Consider the following 14,431-nt stretch of genomic DNA (forward strand, 5'->3'; position numbering starts at 1 on the left):
TCCCGCGCGCTTTCTCTTCCGGCGCACCGTCAATCTGGTCATACGCTTTGAAGTCACCGAAATACTTGGTGATCGCTGCGGTCAGCGTGGTTTTACCATGGTCAACGTGGCCGATCGTGCCGATGTTGACGTGCGGTTTTGTACGCTCAAACTTTTCCTTTGCCATTCCTCAGGCGCCCTTTTGCGATTTGGGGGACCCGTGGTCCCGTGGTTACATCTGCGCGCGCGAGATATTTGGTTCGCAGGGGAAAATCAAGCACATCCTGCGGGAAAAGCCGTTTACGACGCTGGATTTTGCGTGAGTTCACCGGAATCCAGCGGCTGGATCAGATCGGGGCGGCTTTTGAACCAACCGTTCTGCTGATGTTCCTCGGCCAGCCATTCTTCGACTCGGTCCGCTACCTTCAGGGACAGACCGCTCATCTGCTCTTCCTTGGTGCGCTCATGGCCTGAGCCTTTGAACGCGCTGCCGCCTGTGGTGTCTTCCAGAACCTGAAATTTTTTACCCTTGGCCAGAAACTCTTTCTTGTTCACGTCGTAGACATTCACAAGCACGATTGCAGTGCTGCGCGGGTTGTAGATCAATGGAATGCCCGGAGGCGCAAGCATGTATCCTTCCAGGCTGATGCCGATGTCGTAATCCTGCGCGCCCTCATAGCGGCCGAGACGGATATCCACCGCATTCTGAATCGCCGCGGTCCACTCATCGGGTGTGGCATCGCGTGAAACCGGGCCCTGCACCGCCTTTTCGGCAAAGGCATAGTTGACGCGCAGTTTAAATTCACCCAGCGACTCGGGCTCTTCATACACTTGTGTCTGCGTACAAGCGCCCATCAGGGCCAGTCCGGTGATCAAGGTCAGAATGCGCAACATGTCTCTCGTCTCGATATGCCTGTTTTCTTTGATCTAGCGCACCGATACGGACTGTGCCAAGCCGTATCGGCGGAATTCCCCGCAAGCGGGCGCGAGATCACGAGAATTTATAGTCCCTCGGGAAGCCGTAGGGCGGTTTTTTCCCCACACTGGCGCGTTTGGCCAGCCATTGAGACATATCCGCCTCGTGCCGGGTCTTGTCACCGCCCATGGACCATTTCAGGCCTTCTTCCCAGTTGAACGTCGTGATATCAGACAATCCACCATCCAGCTCCAGCGTTCCCTGCCGCCCTCGTGCCATATTGTATTTTTGCAGGCGCACGCCTTTGCCGCGGGTCATCTCGGGCAGGTCTTCGGTGGGGAAGACCAGGAACTTGCCGTTTTGCGAAACGACAGCCACGTGATCCCCATCGACCGGTTTACAGATCATTGCCGTCTCGTCGCCCTTGACGTTGAGGACCTGTTTGCCATTGCGGGTTTGCGCGAGCACATCATCCTCGGGCACCATGAACCCGTTGCCCGCATCCGAGGCCACCAGCAGCTTGCGCCCCGGCTTGTGGATCAGGATGTCGATGATCTGCGCCTCGTTCGGCAGATCGACCATCAGACGCAGCGGCTCGCCCATGCCCCGCCCGCCGGGCAGGTTGGCCGCGCTAACTGTGTAGAACCGACCATTTGAGGCAAATACCAGCAGGCGGTCGGTAGTCTCGGCATGGAAGATGAAACGCGGGCCGTCGCCATCCTTGAACTTCAACTCGCGCTTAAGGTCGATATGGCCGGTCATGGCGCGAATCCAGCCCATTTGAGAACAGACGACCGTGATCGGCTCCTTGTCGATCATCGCCTCAAGCGGGACTTCCTCGACCTGACCAGCCTCAGCGAACTGGGTACGGCGCGCGCCGCCTTCATAGTCTTTGCCGAAAGTCTTCTTGGTCTCTTTCAACTGCTCGGCGATCTTGGCCCATTGCAGGGCGGGATCAGCCAGCAGGTCTTCGAGATTGGCGCGCTCTTCCATCAACGCGTCACGCTCGCGGACCAGCTCCATCTCTTCCAGACGGCGCAGGCTGCGCAAGCGCATGTTGAGGATGGCGTCGACCTGAACCTCGGACAGTTCGCCCTCGCCTGGTTTGGGCGAGACATAGTCGGATTCGTCCGTCGCTCGAACGTGGTCGATGCCCCAATCTTCGCGCATCAAAGCAGCTTTGGGATCATCGTCATAACGGATGATGTCAATCACACGGTCGAGGTTCAGGAAGGCAACGATAAAGCCCTCCAACACTTCTAACCTGTGGTCGATCTTAGCCATGCGGTGACGCGAACGCCGCAACAAAACCTCTTGCCGGTGGTCAAGGAAGGCGCGCAGCACTTCCTTCATCGAGCAGACCTTGGGCGTCACCCCGTCGATCAGCACGTTCATATTCAGGCTGAAACGCACCTCAAGGTCCGAGTTGCGGTAGAGCATCCCCATCAGCACCTCGGGGTCCACGTTTTTAGAACGCGGCTCAAGGATCAGACGAATGTCATCCGCGGATTCATCGCGGACATCGCCGAGGATGGGGATTTTCTTGGTCTGGATCAGTTCCGCGATCTTTTCGATCAGCTTGGATTTCTGAACCTGATACGGGATCTCGGTGACAACGATCTGCCACTGGCCACGCCCCAGATCCTCGACCTCATACTTACAGCGCAGGCGGAACGATCCACGCCCGGTGCGATAAGCCTGCGCGATATTCTCAGGGGGCTCGACAATCACGCCACCAGTCGGAAAGTCCGGGCCGGGGACATAGTTCAGCAGCGTGTCATCCCGCGCGTCCGGCGTCTTGATCAGATGCAGACAGGCGTCACAAAGCTCCGAGATATTATGCGGCGGAATATTCGTCGCCATGCCCACCGCGATCCCGCTGGCGCCATTGGCCAAAAGGTTCGGGAACTGCGCAGGCAGCACGACCGGCTCGGTCAGCGTACCGTCATAGTTGTCGCGGAAATCGACAGCGTCTTCGTTTAGACCTTCCAGCAGCGCTTCGGCCACGATGGTCATCCGCGCCTCGGTGTATCGCGAGGCCGCCGGATTGTCGCCGTCAATGTTGCCGAAATTCCCCTGCCCGTCGACCAGCGGGTAGCGGACGTTAAAGTCCTGCGCCAGACGCGCCATCGCATCGTAGATCGCGGCATCACCGTGTGGGTGATAGTTGCCCATCACATCGCCCGAGATCTTCGCGGACTTACGGAATCCCCCTGTCGCGCTGAGTCGCAGCTCGCGCATCGCATAAAGGATTCGCCGGTGAACCGGCTTCAGACCATCACGGGCATCGGGCAGCGCTCGGTGCATGATGGTGGACAAAGCATAAGTAAGGTAGCGTTCGCCAATCGCGCGGCGCAGCGGTTCGGCTACCTCGCCCCCGCCTTCGGGGGCCTCCATGTTGGGGTCGTCGATCGTGTCGTTCATATATGATGTGATACGACGCAAGCGCGCCGCGGTAAAGCAACCGGCACTCATTTTGCTGGGGACAAGTGGCGCTTTTTGCAACAGGGGGAGGCAACTGCTGGATTTCCCCCGATCTTTCGACTCGGGGCCTAAGATATGGTACGCTCCGGATCATTAAGCTGCTGCCTATTTCATGTTTCACGATTACCTGGGGGATGCGCCATGACGCGCCTTATCGTTATTAGTTTCGCTGCACTCGGCTGGTGCTTCTATGTCATGAGCGGAGGGCCCGAGTTTGAACCGCGCGGCCTGCGGTCCGAACAACCCGTGCGCGTTGCTGCCCAGCCCAGTCCGACTCAGATCGCACCAGCACCCGCCGAGGCGCTTGTCACCAACGTGGCCGCGCGCACGCCGACCGAGCGCATCACACCGATCAAACAGCAACCCGAGATTGTCGAATTCGTAGCCGAACCCGCCAGCCTGGAGGGGTTCAATGGCTTGTCGGTGTTTGACACCCAAACCAGCGGCATCCAGCTTGCGTCGCTTGAGGACGGTGTGACGGGTCTGAAACAAGTCCCTGCCGAAACCCAACAGGCTGACCCGATAGCACCGGCAGAGCCGGAAAAGGACATCCGCGAAATCTCGGGCACGCGGGTCAATATGCGCGATGGGCCGGGCACGATCTATCCGATCATCGGCAAGGCCACGATTGGCCAGAAGGTCGAAATTCTCAGCGATTCGGGCACCGGCTGGCTGCGTCTGCGCGTGTTGCCACAGCAACAGGTCGGATGGATTTCTGCCTCGCTGGTCGGAAAATCGACGAACTAGCCAAAGCAGCAATTGTCCCGAGCTCAGCCTCACCCTAGCTATGGGCCAGGCTCAGGTTCGGGGACATGATGCAGAAATCAATTCTTATCACCGGCTGCTCGTCCGGTATCGGGCTGGACGCAGCACATGGAATGCGTGCACGGGGCTGGCGCGTCTTTGCTTCGTGCCGTCAGCAACGTGATTGCGACCGGCTGCGCGCCCAAGGGTTTGAAAGCCCCCGCATCGACTATACCGACACCGACAGCATCACCACAGGGCTCGCCGAAGTGCTTGAGGCAACCGGAGGCACTCTCGACGCGCTGTTCAACAATGGCGCGCACGGCCTGCCCGGAGCAGTCGAGGACCTTCCCACCGACGGGTTGCGCGCCATCTTCGAAACCAATTTCTTTGGCTGGCACGAACTAACCCGCCAGGTCATCCCGGTGATGCGTGCGCAGGGGCGTGGCCGAATCGTCCAGAATTCATCCGTACTGGGACTGGTCGCGTACCCTTGGCGCGGCGCATATGTGGCGACGAAATACGCGATCGAAGGCCTGACCGACACGCTGCGACTGGAACTGCGCGACACAGAGATAAAGGTCATCCTGATCGAACCCGGCCCCATCACCTCGCGGCTGAGAGAGAACGCCATCCCGATCTTCGAACGGTTTATCGATTGGGAAAACTCCGCCCTTCGCAGCCGGTACGAAGGATCGCTGCTGAAACGGCTTTACGAATCCTCGGGACCCGACCGGTTTGAACTGCCGGCCTCGGCCGTGTCCGACAAGCTGGTCCACGCGGTCGAGGCCAAGCGCCCCCGCCCCCGCTACTACGTCACGACGCCCACATATATCGCAGGCTGGCTGCGTCGGATTTTGCCGACGCGGGTCATCGACCGCATCCTGTCGGATGTCTGAGACGAAATTATCGGTTCGCATTTTGGTCTCGCGGGTCTAGATGATAGGCCAATGTAATAAACGCGGACGGTGGACCCATGGACCTTTTGATGGTCGTATTGTTGCTGGCCATGGCGGCGGTTGTCGTCGTGCTGGTGATCGGCATTTCAAACTTCGGCAAGGCCGGGAAAAGTGCCGCGCTGAAAAGCAACAAGATGATGCAGCTGCGCATCCTGTTTCAATTCATTGCCGTGGTGCTGATCGTGCTCTACGTCTGGCTGCGCGGACAGGGAGGTCAGTAAATGGTCGTGCTTAACAAAATCTACACGCGCACAGGCGATGACGGCAAAACAGCCTTGGGCAATGGGGAGCGCGTCGCCAAGTATTCGGGTCGTGTTGCCGCCTATGGCACAGTGGATGAGCTGAACTCATTCGTCGGTGTCGCCCGAACTGAAGCTGATGGTGAGGTCGAGGCCGCACTGTCGCGCATCCAGAATGACCTGTTCGATCTGGGTGCCGACTTCTGCCGCCCCGACATGGATAAGGATGCCGAGGCCGAATATACGCCGCTGCGCATCGTCCCCTCGCAGATCGACCGGTTGGAAGCCGAAATTGACGCCATGAACGAGGCGCTGCAACCGTTGCGCAGCTTCATCCTGCCCGGTGGGTCTCGACTGGCAGCGCATCTTCATGTGTGCCGTACCGTCTCGCGCCGGGCCGAGCGTCTAGCGGTTGAGCTGACCAATATGGAACCGGTGAATGAAACGGCGGTGAAATACCTTAACCGCCTGAGCGACTGGTTCTTCGTGGCCGCACGCTGTGCCAATGAAAATGGCGCGGCCGATGTGCTGTGGATTCCGGGCGCAAACCGCTGAGACGTTGACTCTACGGCACCTTTGTTGCGCGCCGTAGCGTCAAAAAACATGAAACGCGACGTCCCAAGCCCACGAGATGACGATTTTGCCCTGTTGTCGCGTGACTTGAGACGTTATTCAGACGTCCGAGAGCATTGGTGGAGTCGCGTCGCGGCTTACCGTTATTTGTGAGGAGCAAGCGCAAAATGAAGGTACTCGTGCCTGTCAAACGCGTGATTGACTATAACGTGAAAGTTCGCGTCAAAGCGGATGGCAGCGGTGTTGATCTCGCCAATGTCAAAATGTCGATGAACCCGTTCGACGAGATCGCCGTCGAAGAGGCGATCCGCTTGAAAGAAGCAGGTAAGGCTGACGAAGTCGTTGCCGTTTCCATCGGCGTCAAGCAGGCGCAGGAAACTCTGCGTACCGCGCTGGCCATGGGTGCAGACCGCGCCATCCTGGTGGTCGCAGCCGACGACGTGCACACCGATATCGAACCGCTGGCCGTTGCCAAAATCCTGGCCAAAGTGGTCGAGGAAGAGCAGCCGGGCATCGTTCTGGCGGGCAAACAGGCGATCGACAACGACATGAACGCCACCGGTCAGATGCTGTCGGCTCTGCTGGGCTGGAGCCAAGGCACCTTCGCCTCTGAGGTGGATATCGAAGGCGACAGCGCCAAGATCACGCGCGAGGTTGACGGCGGTCTGCAGACCATCAGCGTCAAGATGCCGACCATCGTGACCGTTGACCTGCGCCTGAACGAGCCGCGCTATGCGTCGCTGCCCAACATCATGAAGGCGAAGAAAAAGCCTCTGGATGAGAAAACCGCCGCCGATTACGGCGTCGACGTCACTCCTCGTCTGGAAATCGTCAAAACCGAAGAGCCGCCGGCACGTGCCGCTGGTATCGTCGTGGGCTCGGTTGACGAGCTGGTTGCGAAACTCAAAGAAGCGGGGGCTGTGTAATGGCTGTTCTTCTTCTCGCCGAAGTCAACAATGGTGAACTGGCGCTGGACGCCACCGCCAAAGCCGTCAACGCCGCAAAGGCGCTGGGTGACATCACCGTTCTGGCCGCAGGTGGTTCTGCCGCTGCTGCTGGTGAGGCCGCTGCAAAAATCGACGGTGTTGCCAAAGTTCTGGTCGCCGAAGACGAATCGCTGGGTCACCGTCTGGCGGAATCGACGGCAGCCCTGATCGTAGGCCTTGCCGATGGCTATGAGCACATCGTCGCACCGGCGACCACCGACGCTAAGAACGTGATGCCCCGCGTTGCGGCCCTGCTGGACGCGATGGTGATCTCGGATGCATCCGGCGTGGTTGACGGTTCGACCTTCGAGCGTCCGATTTACGCAGGCAACGCGATCCAGACCGTGAAATCGAACGACGCCAAGAAAGTCGTCACCTTCCGTACCGCATCCTTTGATGCAGCAGGCGAAGGCGGTTCGGCTGCCGTCGAGACCATCTCGGTCGGCGACAACCCCGGTCTGTCGTCCTGGGTTGAAGACAAGGTTGCCGAAAGCGACCGACCTGAGCTGACCTCGGCTGGCATTGTTGTTTCGGGTGGCCGTGGCGTCGGCTCGGAAGAGGACTTCAAGCTGATCGAGGGTCTGGCAGACAAACTGGGTGCTGCCGTTGGCGCATCGCGTGCCGCCGTTGACTCAGGCTATGCTCCGAACGACTGGCAGGTGGGTCAGACTGGTAAGGTTGTTGCCCCCGACCTGTACGTTGCCGTAGGCATCTCGGGCGCGATCCAGCACCTGGCTGGTATGAAGGACTCGAAGGTCATCGTTGCAATCAACAAAGACGAAGAAGCACCGATCTTCCAGGTTGCCGATTTCGGTTTGGTTGCCGACCTGTTCCAGGCTGTACCGGAACTGACTGAGAAACTCGGCTGATCTTTAGACCAAGATTTTTCGACGAAAAATCTGATGGGCCCGCCGGATTGGCGGGCCTTTTCTTTAGCGCAAATTCTGGATTGGTCCGACCAACGCATCGGCAATCGACCGATGCCCTGCGGGTCCGATCATAAACTCGGCCATCGGTTGTTGCAGCGTACCGAACAACATATCCTCCAACTCATCCGACTGGCCCGAAACACACACCGTTTCCCGCACAATCCGCGCGCAATAGGGTCTGACGGCGTTCAGCATCTCACGCGTCAACGGCACTTCTGTTTCCTGAACTGGTCGAGAGTCTTCCGATTGCCGTATGACGCGAAGGCACAAAAGGATCACCGGTGATTGCAGGCTTTGCAGCAGGCCGCCGACCTCCCGGACCCAGTTTCGGCGCAATTCTTCCGCCACAGCTTCGAACCTCGCATCCTGATGACCCTGCAGCAGTTTCATCAGATGATGCACGAAATTGACATCAGCGAAATCAATCTCGGGATAGAGCGAGATCAGGTCATCGGTCGCGGCAAGAAACCGGTCGTTCCGCCTTGGGTGCACACGATAGAAGCGATTCGATTGCCCCAAAAGGTCCGGAGCCTGTAAGACGCATAGCTCTGCAGCGTCTAAAATGGACTGCAGGCCTTTTTCCTGACAAAGCGCGTCGACTCCGCAAAACAGACTGCCGAGATTGAGACAACGCCGGTCCAACCGGTCCTCAAGCACTGCTGCAAAGGGACGATCGACAAAACGACCGAAGGTTTCTGTCCCTCCTGCACAAGCCATATATGGTGTATCCAAGGACCGCTTGGGCCCCCGAAACCAAAGCCGCGCACTAGAATATTGGCAAACGGCATCCTCGGGTATCCCCGAGCCTGTTTGATGATAGCTCATAACACTCACCCATTTTTCACCCGGGTGCCATCTTGCAGCCGTAAGTCTTGAGAATTCTCTAATGTGCGCATTTGAAGCAAATTGGATGCACCCGATGCTCTTGCCGCCCGCCCCAATCTACCGATACTGTCGCCCTGACCCGTGAGACAAAGGCACCAAAAAATGGATGTAAAATCAGTCGGAGTGATAGGCGCAGGACAGATGGGCAACGGTATTGCTCATGTCCTTGCCCTGGCGGATTACGATGTTCTTTTGAATGATGTCAGTCAGGATGCGCTCAATAGTGCTTTGGCAACAATCGAAGGCAATTTGGCCCGCCAGGCGTCGCGCGGCAAGATCTCGGATGAGGCAATGCAGAACGCGCTGAAGCGCATCACAACAACGCTGGAATTGCCCCGGCTTGGGCAAACCGATTTGGTGATCGAGGCTGCGACCGAGCGCGAGGCCGTCAAACAAGCCATTTTCGAAGACCTGCAACCCCATTTGCTACCGCATACGATTCTAACGTCGAACACTTCGTCGATTTCGATCACGCGGCTCGCCAGCCGCACGGACCGGCCAGAACGGTTTATGGGGTTTCATTTCATGAACCCGGTCCCTGTCATGCAACTGGTGGAATTGATCCGCGGGATTGCCACGGATGAGGACACTTTCAGTGCCTGCAAGGCGGTGGTCGACAAGCTAGGCAAAACCGCTGCCAGCGCCGAGGATTTTCCCGCCTTTATCGTAAATCGCATCCTGATGCCGATGATCAACGAGGCCGTCTATACCCTTTATGAAGGAGTCGGGAATGTTCAGTCCATCGATCAATCGATGAAACTAGGTGCAAACCACCCGATGGGGCCGCTGGAACTGGCGGATTTCATTGGCCTGGATACCTGTCTGGCGATCATGAATGTACTGCATGACGGGTTGGCCGATACCAAGTATCGTCCGTGCCCCCTGTTGACGAAATATGTCGAGGCCGGGTGGTTGGGTCGCAAGACGCAACGTGGGTTTTATGATTATAGGGGTGATGCCCCAGTACCGACGCGGTAAGGGGGCCAGCCCCCTCGCCCGGAAATTATCCGGGCTCACCCCCGGGATATTTCTAGCCAGATGAAGAGGCGGATCAGTGTTTGGGCGCCTGGCGCAGGGACAATGTGTGTTTTCTGAGCCAGGCCATGAAACCGCGCGGGTCGGTTTCGAGCAGCTGCATATCTTCGTCCGAGATCGGTTCGCCGATAACGGGGGACTGCGGTTTGTTGCAGGAGCGAACAATTTCATGCAGTAACAGACCCTGACGCAGGATCGCTGATAGTTTGTTGGCGATCTGGTAGGCGCGCGAATTGCTGCCTGGGAAGAAGATTGGCACGACCTGAGCGCCGGAGCGGCGGATCATTTTGGCAGTGAAGACATTCCATTCCCGCTCAATCGCGGGACCGAACCAGTCATCGGAGGACATCACTACGCCAGAGGGAAACAGTGCGACGACGCCACCGTTTTTGAGATGCTCCATGGCTTTGCCGCGCATTTCCAGCATTTTGGCTTGTGCTTCGGGGTCATGCGGGAAGGGCACCGGGATCATGAACGACGTCGCCGCCTCGTCAAGCCCGGTTAGAACCGAGCGAGTCAAGATGCGGTAGTCGCTGCGCACACGCCCGATCAGTTCGGCGAAGATCATCCCATCGACCATGCCGTGCGGATGGTTGGCAACCACAACGACCGGCCCTTCCTTTGGAATATTTGCGATTTGCTCTGGCGGGGTGGTCAGGTCAATTCCCATAACCTCGAGCGCACCGCCCCAGAACCGTTGCCCTCGATAATACTCGTTCTTCTTTTCGAACTTGTTGACCATGCGCAAAATGGTCAGTTTGCCGGTGCACCATTCGATCGCGCGGATGGCTGTCGACGTCCACGCATCGTCAAAGGAATTTGCATAGGTCAGAGTTCTACGATCGTAGATTTCCCCCTGATCCTCGACCCCGTTTACAACCGGGCCTGTCTTGGTCTCGTGCGTTGTTTCCGCCAATTCCTGGTCTTCCCGTTCTTGGTCCTGCGGCAGGTGCGGTCAGAACCCCTCGCCGAACTTGTCGTTCACCAGAGTTTCCAACGCATCGGCCAACGCCTCAGCATCCGGTCCGGACGTCTCGACGTCAATAGTCGTTCCACGCGACGCTGCCAACATCAAAAGGCCCATAATGCTGTCACCAGAGGCCGAAAGCCCATCTTTCGACACTTCTGCCTGAGCATCAAACCCTTCCACCACCTCAACCAGTTTGGCCGAGGCACGGGCGTGAAGGCCCTTTTCGTTCACGATCTTCAAGCTTCGGGTGGTCATGTATGGTCAATCCGGTCTTCGTCCAATGTCACATTTTGCGCATTGATATATTTTCGTCCAGCCTCCATCGCCAATCGCACGGCGTCGCCAATCGGCAAATGGCGAGATTTGGCCAGTTTGATCAGCATAGGAAGATTTGCGCCATACAGGATGCGCCGATCCTGTGGCGCACAGGCCCGCAGGCTGAGATTCGATGGGCTGCCGCCGAACAGGTCGGTCACGACAACGACGCCGTCGCCAGCATCCACGCTGTCGGCAGCGGCGCAAATTTCGGCCTGCTTTGCGTTCCGGTCATGATCGGCCTCGATCGAGATTGCGACCAGGCCGGGTTGTTGTCCGACGACATGCTGCATGGCCGCCAGGTATTCCTGGGCCAATCCACCATGTGCAACAAGTACGATCCCGATCAATCCGGCCTCACATTCAACAAGCGACGTTCCATTTCGCGGTGCCTAATTGCCACTTGCTGCCCCTCCTCCGCAAGGGCTTTTGCAACCGCCTCGGCGGTGGCGACCGATCTGTGTTGGCCCCCGGTACAACCAAAGGCAACCGACAGATGGGCCTTTCCTTCGGCGCGATAGGCCGGAAGCAGCAGTTTGAGCAAATCGACCACGCGTTCGAAGAACGGTGCATAGTTCGCGTCTGACTGAACATAGTGCGCCACATCCGGGTTTCGACCATCCTCTGCCCGCAATTCCGGCCGCCAATATGGGTTGGCCAAAAACCGGCAGTCAAACACCATATCCAGCCCGCGCGGTAGGCCGCGTTTATAGGAAAAGGACTCTATTGAAACCGCCAGATGCCTCCCGCCTTGAGGGGCAAACCAACGTTCAACCTCTTCACGCAACTGGTGTACGTTCAAGGGGCTGGTGTCGATCAGGGTGTCAGCAATCTCGCGGATGGGGGCAAGCAGTTCCTTTTCCTGCACAACACCGGTTTCAGGGCTGGCGTTTGCAGCGACAGGGTGGCGGCGGCGAGTTTCCGAAAAGCGCCGCAAAAGGATATCATCCGTACAATCCAGATAGAGCGTGGTCAGATCTACCTGCTCCATCCGGCGCAATTTCGCGGCCAGTTCGATAAAGCCAATGGTCGAGAAATCGCGATTGCGTGCATCAATTCCCAGCGCCATCGGCCGGTCGTCTTGCGAGCCATCCAGCAAGCGCAGAAGTAAACCCATCGGCAGGTTGTCGATGGCTTCGAATCCCAGATCTTCAAGCACACGAATCGCGGTCGAACGCCCGGCCCCCGAAGGACCGGTCACCAGAACGATGCGCCGTTGCGGTGTCATGTGTTGGGCCATTCCGGGTTCACCCGTCCCATTTTCAACATCTGAAAGAGTGCTGCGGCCAAATTGGGCACGCCGCCGCCCCGTAGCAAGGGAACAGTTTGCCTCAGGGCTCGAATTTCTAGCGGATCGGGTAGTCGGGCCTGTTCTGCTTGATCCATATCCACGATACAGGCGACGGGAACAGGCCCAACGTTTGTGGCGCACAGCAGGCCTACGCCTCGCGCCTCGATCAATCCGCTGATATTGGGAGCGGCCTCTGCGACGATGTTCTGGCCGTCCATGCGCAACACTACACGGTCGTCGCCCACCAGCCCGGCGCCCAAAGCCATCATTTGCAATGCAAGGCCGGATTTGCCGGACCCCGATGCGCCGATGATCACAACGCCCAGGCTATCTACGGCAACGCAACTGGCGTGGATGATGGCCTTGTCCTGATTTTCAGTATCAGAGAGGGGCGAGCCACTCATGGGTTAAACCGGCAGCCCAACCACAAATCGCGCACCCAGCGGGTCCGACGTGATGTCGGCTTCGGTCGGGCGAATATTTTCAGCCCAAATCACACCGCCATGCGCCTCGATGATCTGTTTCGAAATCGCCAGACCAAGGCCTGAATTGTTGCCGAAATGCTCGGCCGGGCGTTGCGAATAGAAGCGTTTGAAGACCTTGGTCAGCGCCTGTTCGGGAATGCCAGGGCCGGTATCTTCGACCACGATCAACACGCGGTTTTCGCGCCGCCGCACCCAAACGCGGATTGCATCGTTTTCTTCACAGAACGAAATCGCGTTGGTGATCAGGTTGACGAAAACCTGCGCCAGACGCGCCTCAAGCCCGTTGATGACAATGGGTTGGCTGGGCAGATCGGTGATATAGTCAATCCCTTTCGAGCGCGCATCCTCACCCAGATATTGCCCGATATTGCCAAGCAGCTTGAGCAGGTCGAAGGGCTGCTCCTCTTCTTTCACCAGTTCGGCATCCAGACGCGACGCGTTCGAGATATCGCTGACCAATCGGTCGAGGCGGCGCACATCGTGTTCGATCACATCCAGTAGCTTGTCGCGCTGATCCTCGCGCTTGACCATACGCAGGGTGCCAACAGCCGATTGCAGACTGGCCAGCGGGTTTTTGATTTCATGCGAGACATCGGCTGCGAACTGTTCGTTGGCATCAATGCGGTTGTAAAGCGCCGTCACCATCCCCCGCAGCGCGCGGCTGAGGCGTCCGATTTCATCTGGTCGCGCCGACAAGTCGGGGATACGAATACGTCCGGGATTAACCCCTGTTCCGCGGTCTTTTCCGGTTTCTGCCGCCGCAGCAAGATCGGCAAGTGGGTTTGCAATGGTCGAGGCCAGAACAAGGCTGAGCCCAATGGAAACCAACAGCGCCACGACGAACATTTGCAGGATTCGCTCCTGCTCGCGCCGGGCCAAAGCGTCAATCTCGCCCGCAGGTCCTGCCATGGCGACGGCACCGACCGGCACGCCTTCCAGCTGGATTGCCGAGGCCGCGACGATCACCGTCTCACCTGCGTCATCTTTGACCGCCTGAACCTGCGTCTGCCCCTCGAGGGCACCGGGAATAATGGCCTGAACCCGTTGCGCCAGGGTCGGAGCGACCCCTTGATCGTCACTGGTGAAAACCCGTGACAAGCCCGTCCAGACAGCATTGAGCGCGTCGCTGATCAACGTACTGCCTGACTGAATATCCGCATCAACGCTCAGCAGACCCGGCATTTGTGTCTCACCGCCGCGTGTCCAGCCGATCAGAGTGCCTGAGCCATCGTAAACAAAGACTTCACCGCCTTCGGGCAGGCTCAACTCGGCCAGAGTATCCTTGACGTCCAGCTCTCCGGCATATTCAGACAGGCCAAATTCGCTTTGTCGCAACTGCGCTTCGAACACGTTACTGACAAGCTGGGCGTCCCCCATCAGGTTCTGCGCGGTTTGCGCCACCTGCTCTTCCCGCGAGTCATCCAGATACAGCAATCCGGTGACCAATGTAACTAGAGCGATCAAATTGAAGGTGATGATCTTGCGTGCCAGCGGCGAGCCGCGCAGGGCAAACAGGTTGCGACGGCTGCGCGTCGCGTTCAGTTCGGCCGCGTCGGCATCCTGCGGGATGACCCAGTCATCCCCCAATACGACATCCCCGTCGCGAAGCTCATTGGCGTGTTCCGTATCGCGCACCAGACC

Annotated in this window: 17 protein-coding genes; 7 read left to right on the forward strand and 10 right to left on the reverse strand. The window is 58.2% G+C overall.

Annotated elements, in window-relative coordinates:
* The 3 genes from ACR0L1_RS21295 to parC form a co-directional block, all read right to left on the reverse strand.
* On the reverse strand, positions 1 to 166 hold a 166-nt coding region (locus ACR0L1_RS21295; RefSeq protein ID WP_480860237.1), incomplete at its 3' end, for a GTP-binding protein.
* Positions 167 to 279: 113 nt separating this feature from the next.
* The gene (locus ACR0L1_RS21300) at positions 280 to 873 is read right to left on the reverse strand and encodes a hypothetical protein (RefSeq protein WP_170775380.1); all 594 of its coding nucleotides are present in this window, start codon (positions 871 to 873) and stop codon (positions 280 to 282) included.
* A 97-nt stretch (positions 874 to 970) separates the two neighbouring features.
* Positions 971 to 3,319 carry a DNA topoisomerase IV subunit A gene (parC, locus tag ACR0L1_RS21305; protein WP_480860701.1) on the reverse strand — a complete coding sequence of 783 codons (2,349 nt, stop codon included), beginning with the start codon at positions 3,317 to 3,319 and terminating at the stop codon, positions 971 to 973.
* Between the two features lie 201 nt (positions 3,320 to 3,520).
* Here parC and ACR0L1_RS21310 point away from each other — a divergent pair, with 201 nt between their 5' ends.
* From ACR0L1_RS21310 to ACR0L1_RS21335, 6 genes are all read left to right on the forward strand, one after another.
* Positions 3,521 to 4,126: an SH3 domain-containing protein gene (locus ACR0L1_RS21310; RefSeq protein ID WP_480860702.1), complete on the forward strand. Its 606-nt coding sequence runs from the start codon at positions 3,521 to 3,523 to the stop codon at positions 4,124 to 4,126.
* Positions 4,127 to 4,194: 68 nt separating this feature from the next.
* On the forward strand, positions 4,195 to 5,022 hold the full coding sequence (locus tag ACR0L1_RS21315; RefSeq protein ID WP_480860757.1) for an SDR family NAD(P)-dependent oxidoreductase: 828 nt from the start codon (positions 4,195 to 4,197) through the stop codon (positions 5,020 to 5,022).
* Between the two features lie 77 nt (positions 5,023 to 5,099).
* Positions 5,100 to 5,303 carry a twin transmembrane helix small protein gene (locus ACR0L1_RS21320; RefSeq protein WP_170356709.1) on the forward strand — a complete coding sequence of 68 codons (204 nt, stop codon included), beginning with the start codon at positions 5,100 to 5,102 and terminating at the stop codon, positions 5,301 to 5,303.
* Complete coding sequence (locus tag ACR0L1_RS21325) at positions 5,304 to 5,876, forward strand: cob(I)yrinic acid a,c-diamide adenosyltransferase (RefSeq protein WP_170775376.1); 573 nt, start codon at positions 5,304 to 5,306, stop codon at positions 5,874 to 5,876.
* Between the two features lie 185 nt (positions 5,877 to 6,061).
* Entirely contained in the window at positions 6,062 to 6,820 is a 759-nt protein-coding gene (locus ACR0L1_RS21330; RefSeq protein WP_170775374.1) for an electron transfer flavoprotein subunit beta/FixA family protein, read from the forward strand.
* Positions 6,820 to 7,749 (forward strand): electron transfer flavoprotein subunit alpha/FixB family protein, encoded by a 930-nt coding sequence (locus tag ACR0L1_RS21335; protein ID WP_480860705.1) that lies wholly within the window; start codon positions 6,820 to 6,822, stop codon positions 7,747 to 7,749. Before ACR0L1_RS21330 ends, ACR0L1_RS21335 begins: the two co-directional genes overlap by 1 nt.
* A gap of 63 nt (positions 7,750 to 7,812) precedes the next feature.
* Here the strand turns inward: ACR0L1_RS21335 and ACR0L1_RS21340 are convergent, their stop codons facing one another.
* Positions 7,813 to 8,634 (reverse strand): DUF6473 family protein, encoded by an 822-nt coding sequence (locus ACR0L1_RS21340; protein ID WP_237218081.1) that lies wholly within the window; start codon positions 8,632 to 8,634, stop codon positions 7,813 to 7,815.
* A 162-nt stretch (positions 8,635 to 8,796) separates the two neighbouring features.
* Here ACR0L1_RS21340 and ACR0L1_RS21345 point away from each other — a divergent pair, with 162 nt between their 5' ends.
* Positions 8,797 to 9,672, forward strand: coding sequence for a 3-hydroxybutyryl-CoA dehydrogenase (locus ACR0L1_RS21345; RefSeq protein WP_170775370.1), 876 nt, complete (start codon positions 8,797 to 8,799; stop codon positions 9,670 to 9,672).
* A 73-nt stretch (positions 9,673 to 9,745) separates the two neighbouring features.
* Here ACR0L1_RS21345 and ACR0L1_RS21350 read toward each other — a convergent pair whose 3' ends face one another.
* Genes ACR0L1_RS21350 through ACR0L1_RS21375 form a run of 6 tightly spaced genes read right to left on the reverse strand, consistent with a single transcriptional unit; the run spans position 9,746 to position 14,425 of the window.
* Entirely contained in the window at positions 9,746 to 10,645 is a 900-nt protein-coding gene (locus tag ACR0L1_RS21350; RefSeq protein WP_170775368.1) for a lysophospholipid acyltransferase family protein, read from the reverse strand.
* A gap of 39 nt (positions 10,646 to 10,684) precedes the next feature.
* Positions 10,685 to 10,954 (reverse strand): HPr family phosphocarrier protein, encoded by a 270-nt coding sequence (locus tag ACR0L1_RS21355; protein ID WP_170356715.1) that lies wholly within the window; start codon positions 10,952 to 10,954, stop codon positions 10,685 to 10,687.
* On the reverse strand, positions 10,951 to 11,364 hold the full coding sequence (locus ACR0L1_RS21360) for a PTS sugar transporter subunit IIA (RefSeq protein WP_170775360.1): 414 nt from the start codon (positions 11,362 to 11,364) through the stop codon (positions 10,951 to 10,953). Before ACR0L1_RS21360 ends, ACR0L1_RS21355 begins: the two co-directional genes overlap by 4 nt.
* Positions 11,361 to 12,254: an RNase adapter RapZ gene (rapZ, locus tag ACR0L1_RS21365; protein ID WP_170775357.1), complete on the reverse strand. Its 894-nt coding sequence runs from the start codon at positions 12,252 to 12,254 to the stop codon at positions 11,361 to 11,363. Before rapZ ends, ACR0L1_RS21360 begins: the two co-directional genes overlap by 4 nt.
* Entirely contained in the window at positions 12,239 to 12,709 is a 471-nt protein-coding gene (locus ACR0L1_RS21370) for an HPr kinase/phosphorylase (protein ID WP_480860707.1), read from the reverse strand. Before ACR0L1_RS21370 ends, rapZ begins: the two co-directional genes overlap by 16 nt.
* Positions 12,710 to 12,712: 3 nt before the next feature.
* A complete protein-coding gene (locus ACR0L1_RS21375) occupies positions 12,713 to 14,425 on the reverse strand; it encodes an ATP-binding protein (RefSeq protein ID WP_480505755.1) in 1,713 nt (570 codons plus the stop codon).
* Positions 14,426 to 14,431: the final 6 nt, after the last annotated feature.

This window comes from Ruegeria sp. J8 (genome assembly GCF_056531925.1).

Coding starts and splice junctions, on each gene's coding strand:
- ACR0L1_RS21325 (WP_170775376.1), top strand. CDS start 5,304: ATGGTCGTGCTTAACAAAATCTACACGCGCACAGGCGATGACGGCAAA.
- ACR0L1_RS21310 (WP_480860702.1), top strand. CDS start 3,521: ATGACGCGCCTTATCGTTATTAGTTTCGCTGCACTCGGCTGGTGCTTC.
- ACR0L1_RS21355 (WP_170356715.1), bottom strand. CDS start 10,954: ATGACCACCCGAAGCTTGAAGATCGTGAACGAAAAGGGCCTTCACGCC.
- ACR0L1_RS21330 (WP_170775374.1), top strand. CDS start 6,062: ATGAAGGTACTCGTGCCTGTCAAACGCGTGATTGACTATAACGTGAAA.
- ACR0L1_RS21335 (WP_480860705.1), top strand. CDS start 6,820: ATGGCTGTTCTTCTTCTCGCCGAAGTCAACAATGGTGAACTGGCGCTG.
- ACR0L1_RS21345 (WP_170775370.1), top strand. CDS start 8,797: ATGGATGTAAAATCAGTCGGAGTGATAGGCGCAGGACAGATGGGCAAC.
- ACR0L1_RS21300 (WP_170775380.1), bottom strand. CDS start 873: ATGTTGCGCATTCTGACCTTGATCACCGGACTGGCCCTGATGGGCGCT.
- ACR0L1_RS21370 (WP_480860707.1), bottom strand. CDS start 12,709: ATGAGTGGCTCGCCCCTCTCTGATACTGAAAATCAGGACAAGGCCATC.
- ACR0L1_RS21320 (WP_170356709.1), top strand. CDS start 5,100: ATGGACCTTTTGATGGTCGTATTGTTGCTGGCCATGGCGGCGGTTGTC.
- ACR0L1_RS21340 (WP_237218081.1), bottom strand. CDS start 8,634: ATGAGCTATCATCAAACAGGCTCGGGGATACCCGAGGATGCCGTTTGC.
- rapZ (WP_170775357.1), bottom strand. CDS start 12,254: ATGGCCCAACACATGACACCGCAACGGCGCATCGTTCTGGTGACCGGT.
- ACR0L1_RS21315 (WP_480860757.1), top strand. CDS start 4,195: ATGCAGAAATCAATTCTTATCACCGGCTGCTCGTCCGGTATCGGGCTG.
- parC (WP_480860701.1), bottom strand. CDS start 3,319: ATGAACGACACGATCGACGACCCCAACATGGAGGCCCCCGAAGGCGGG.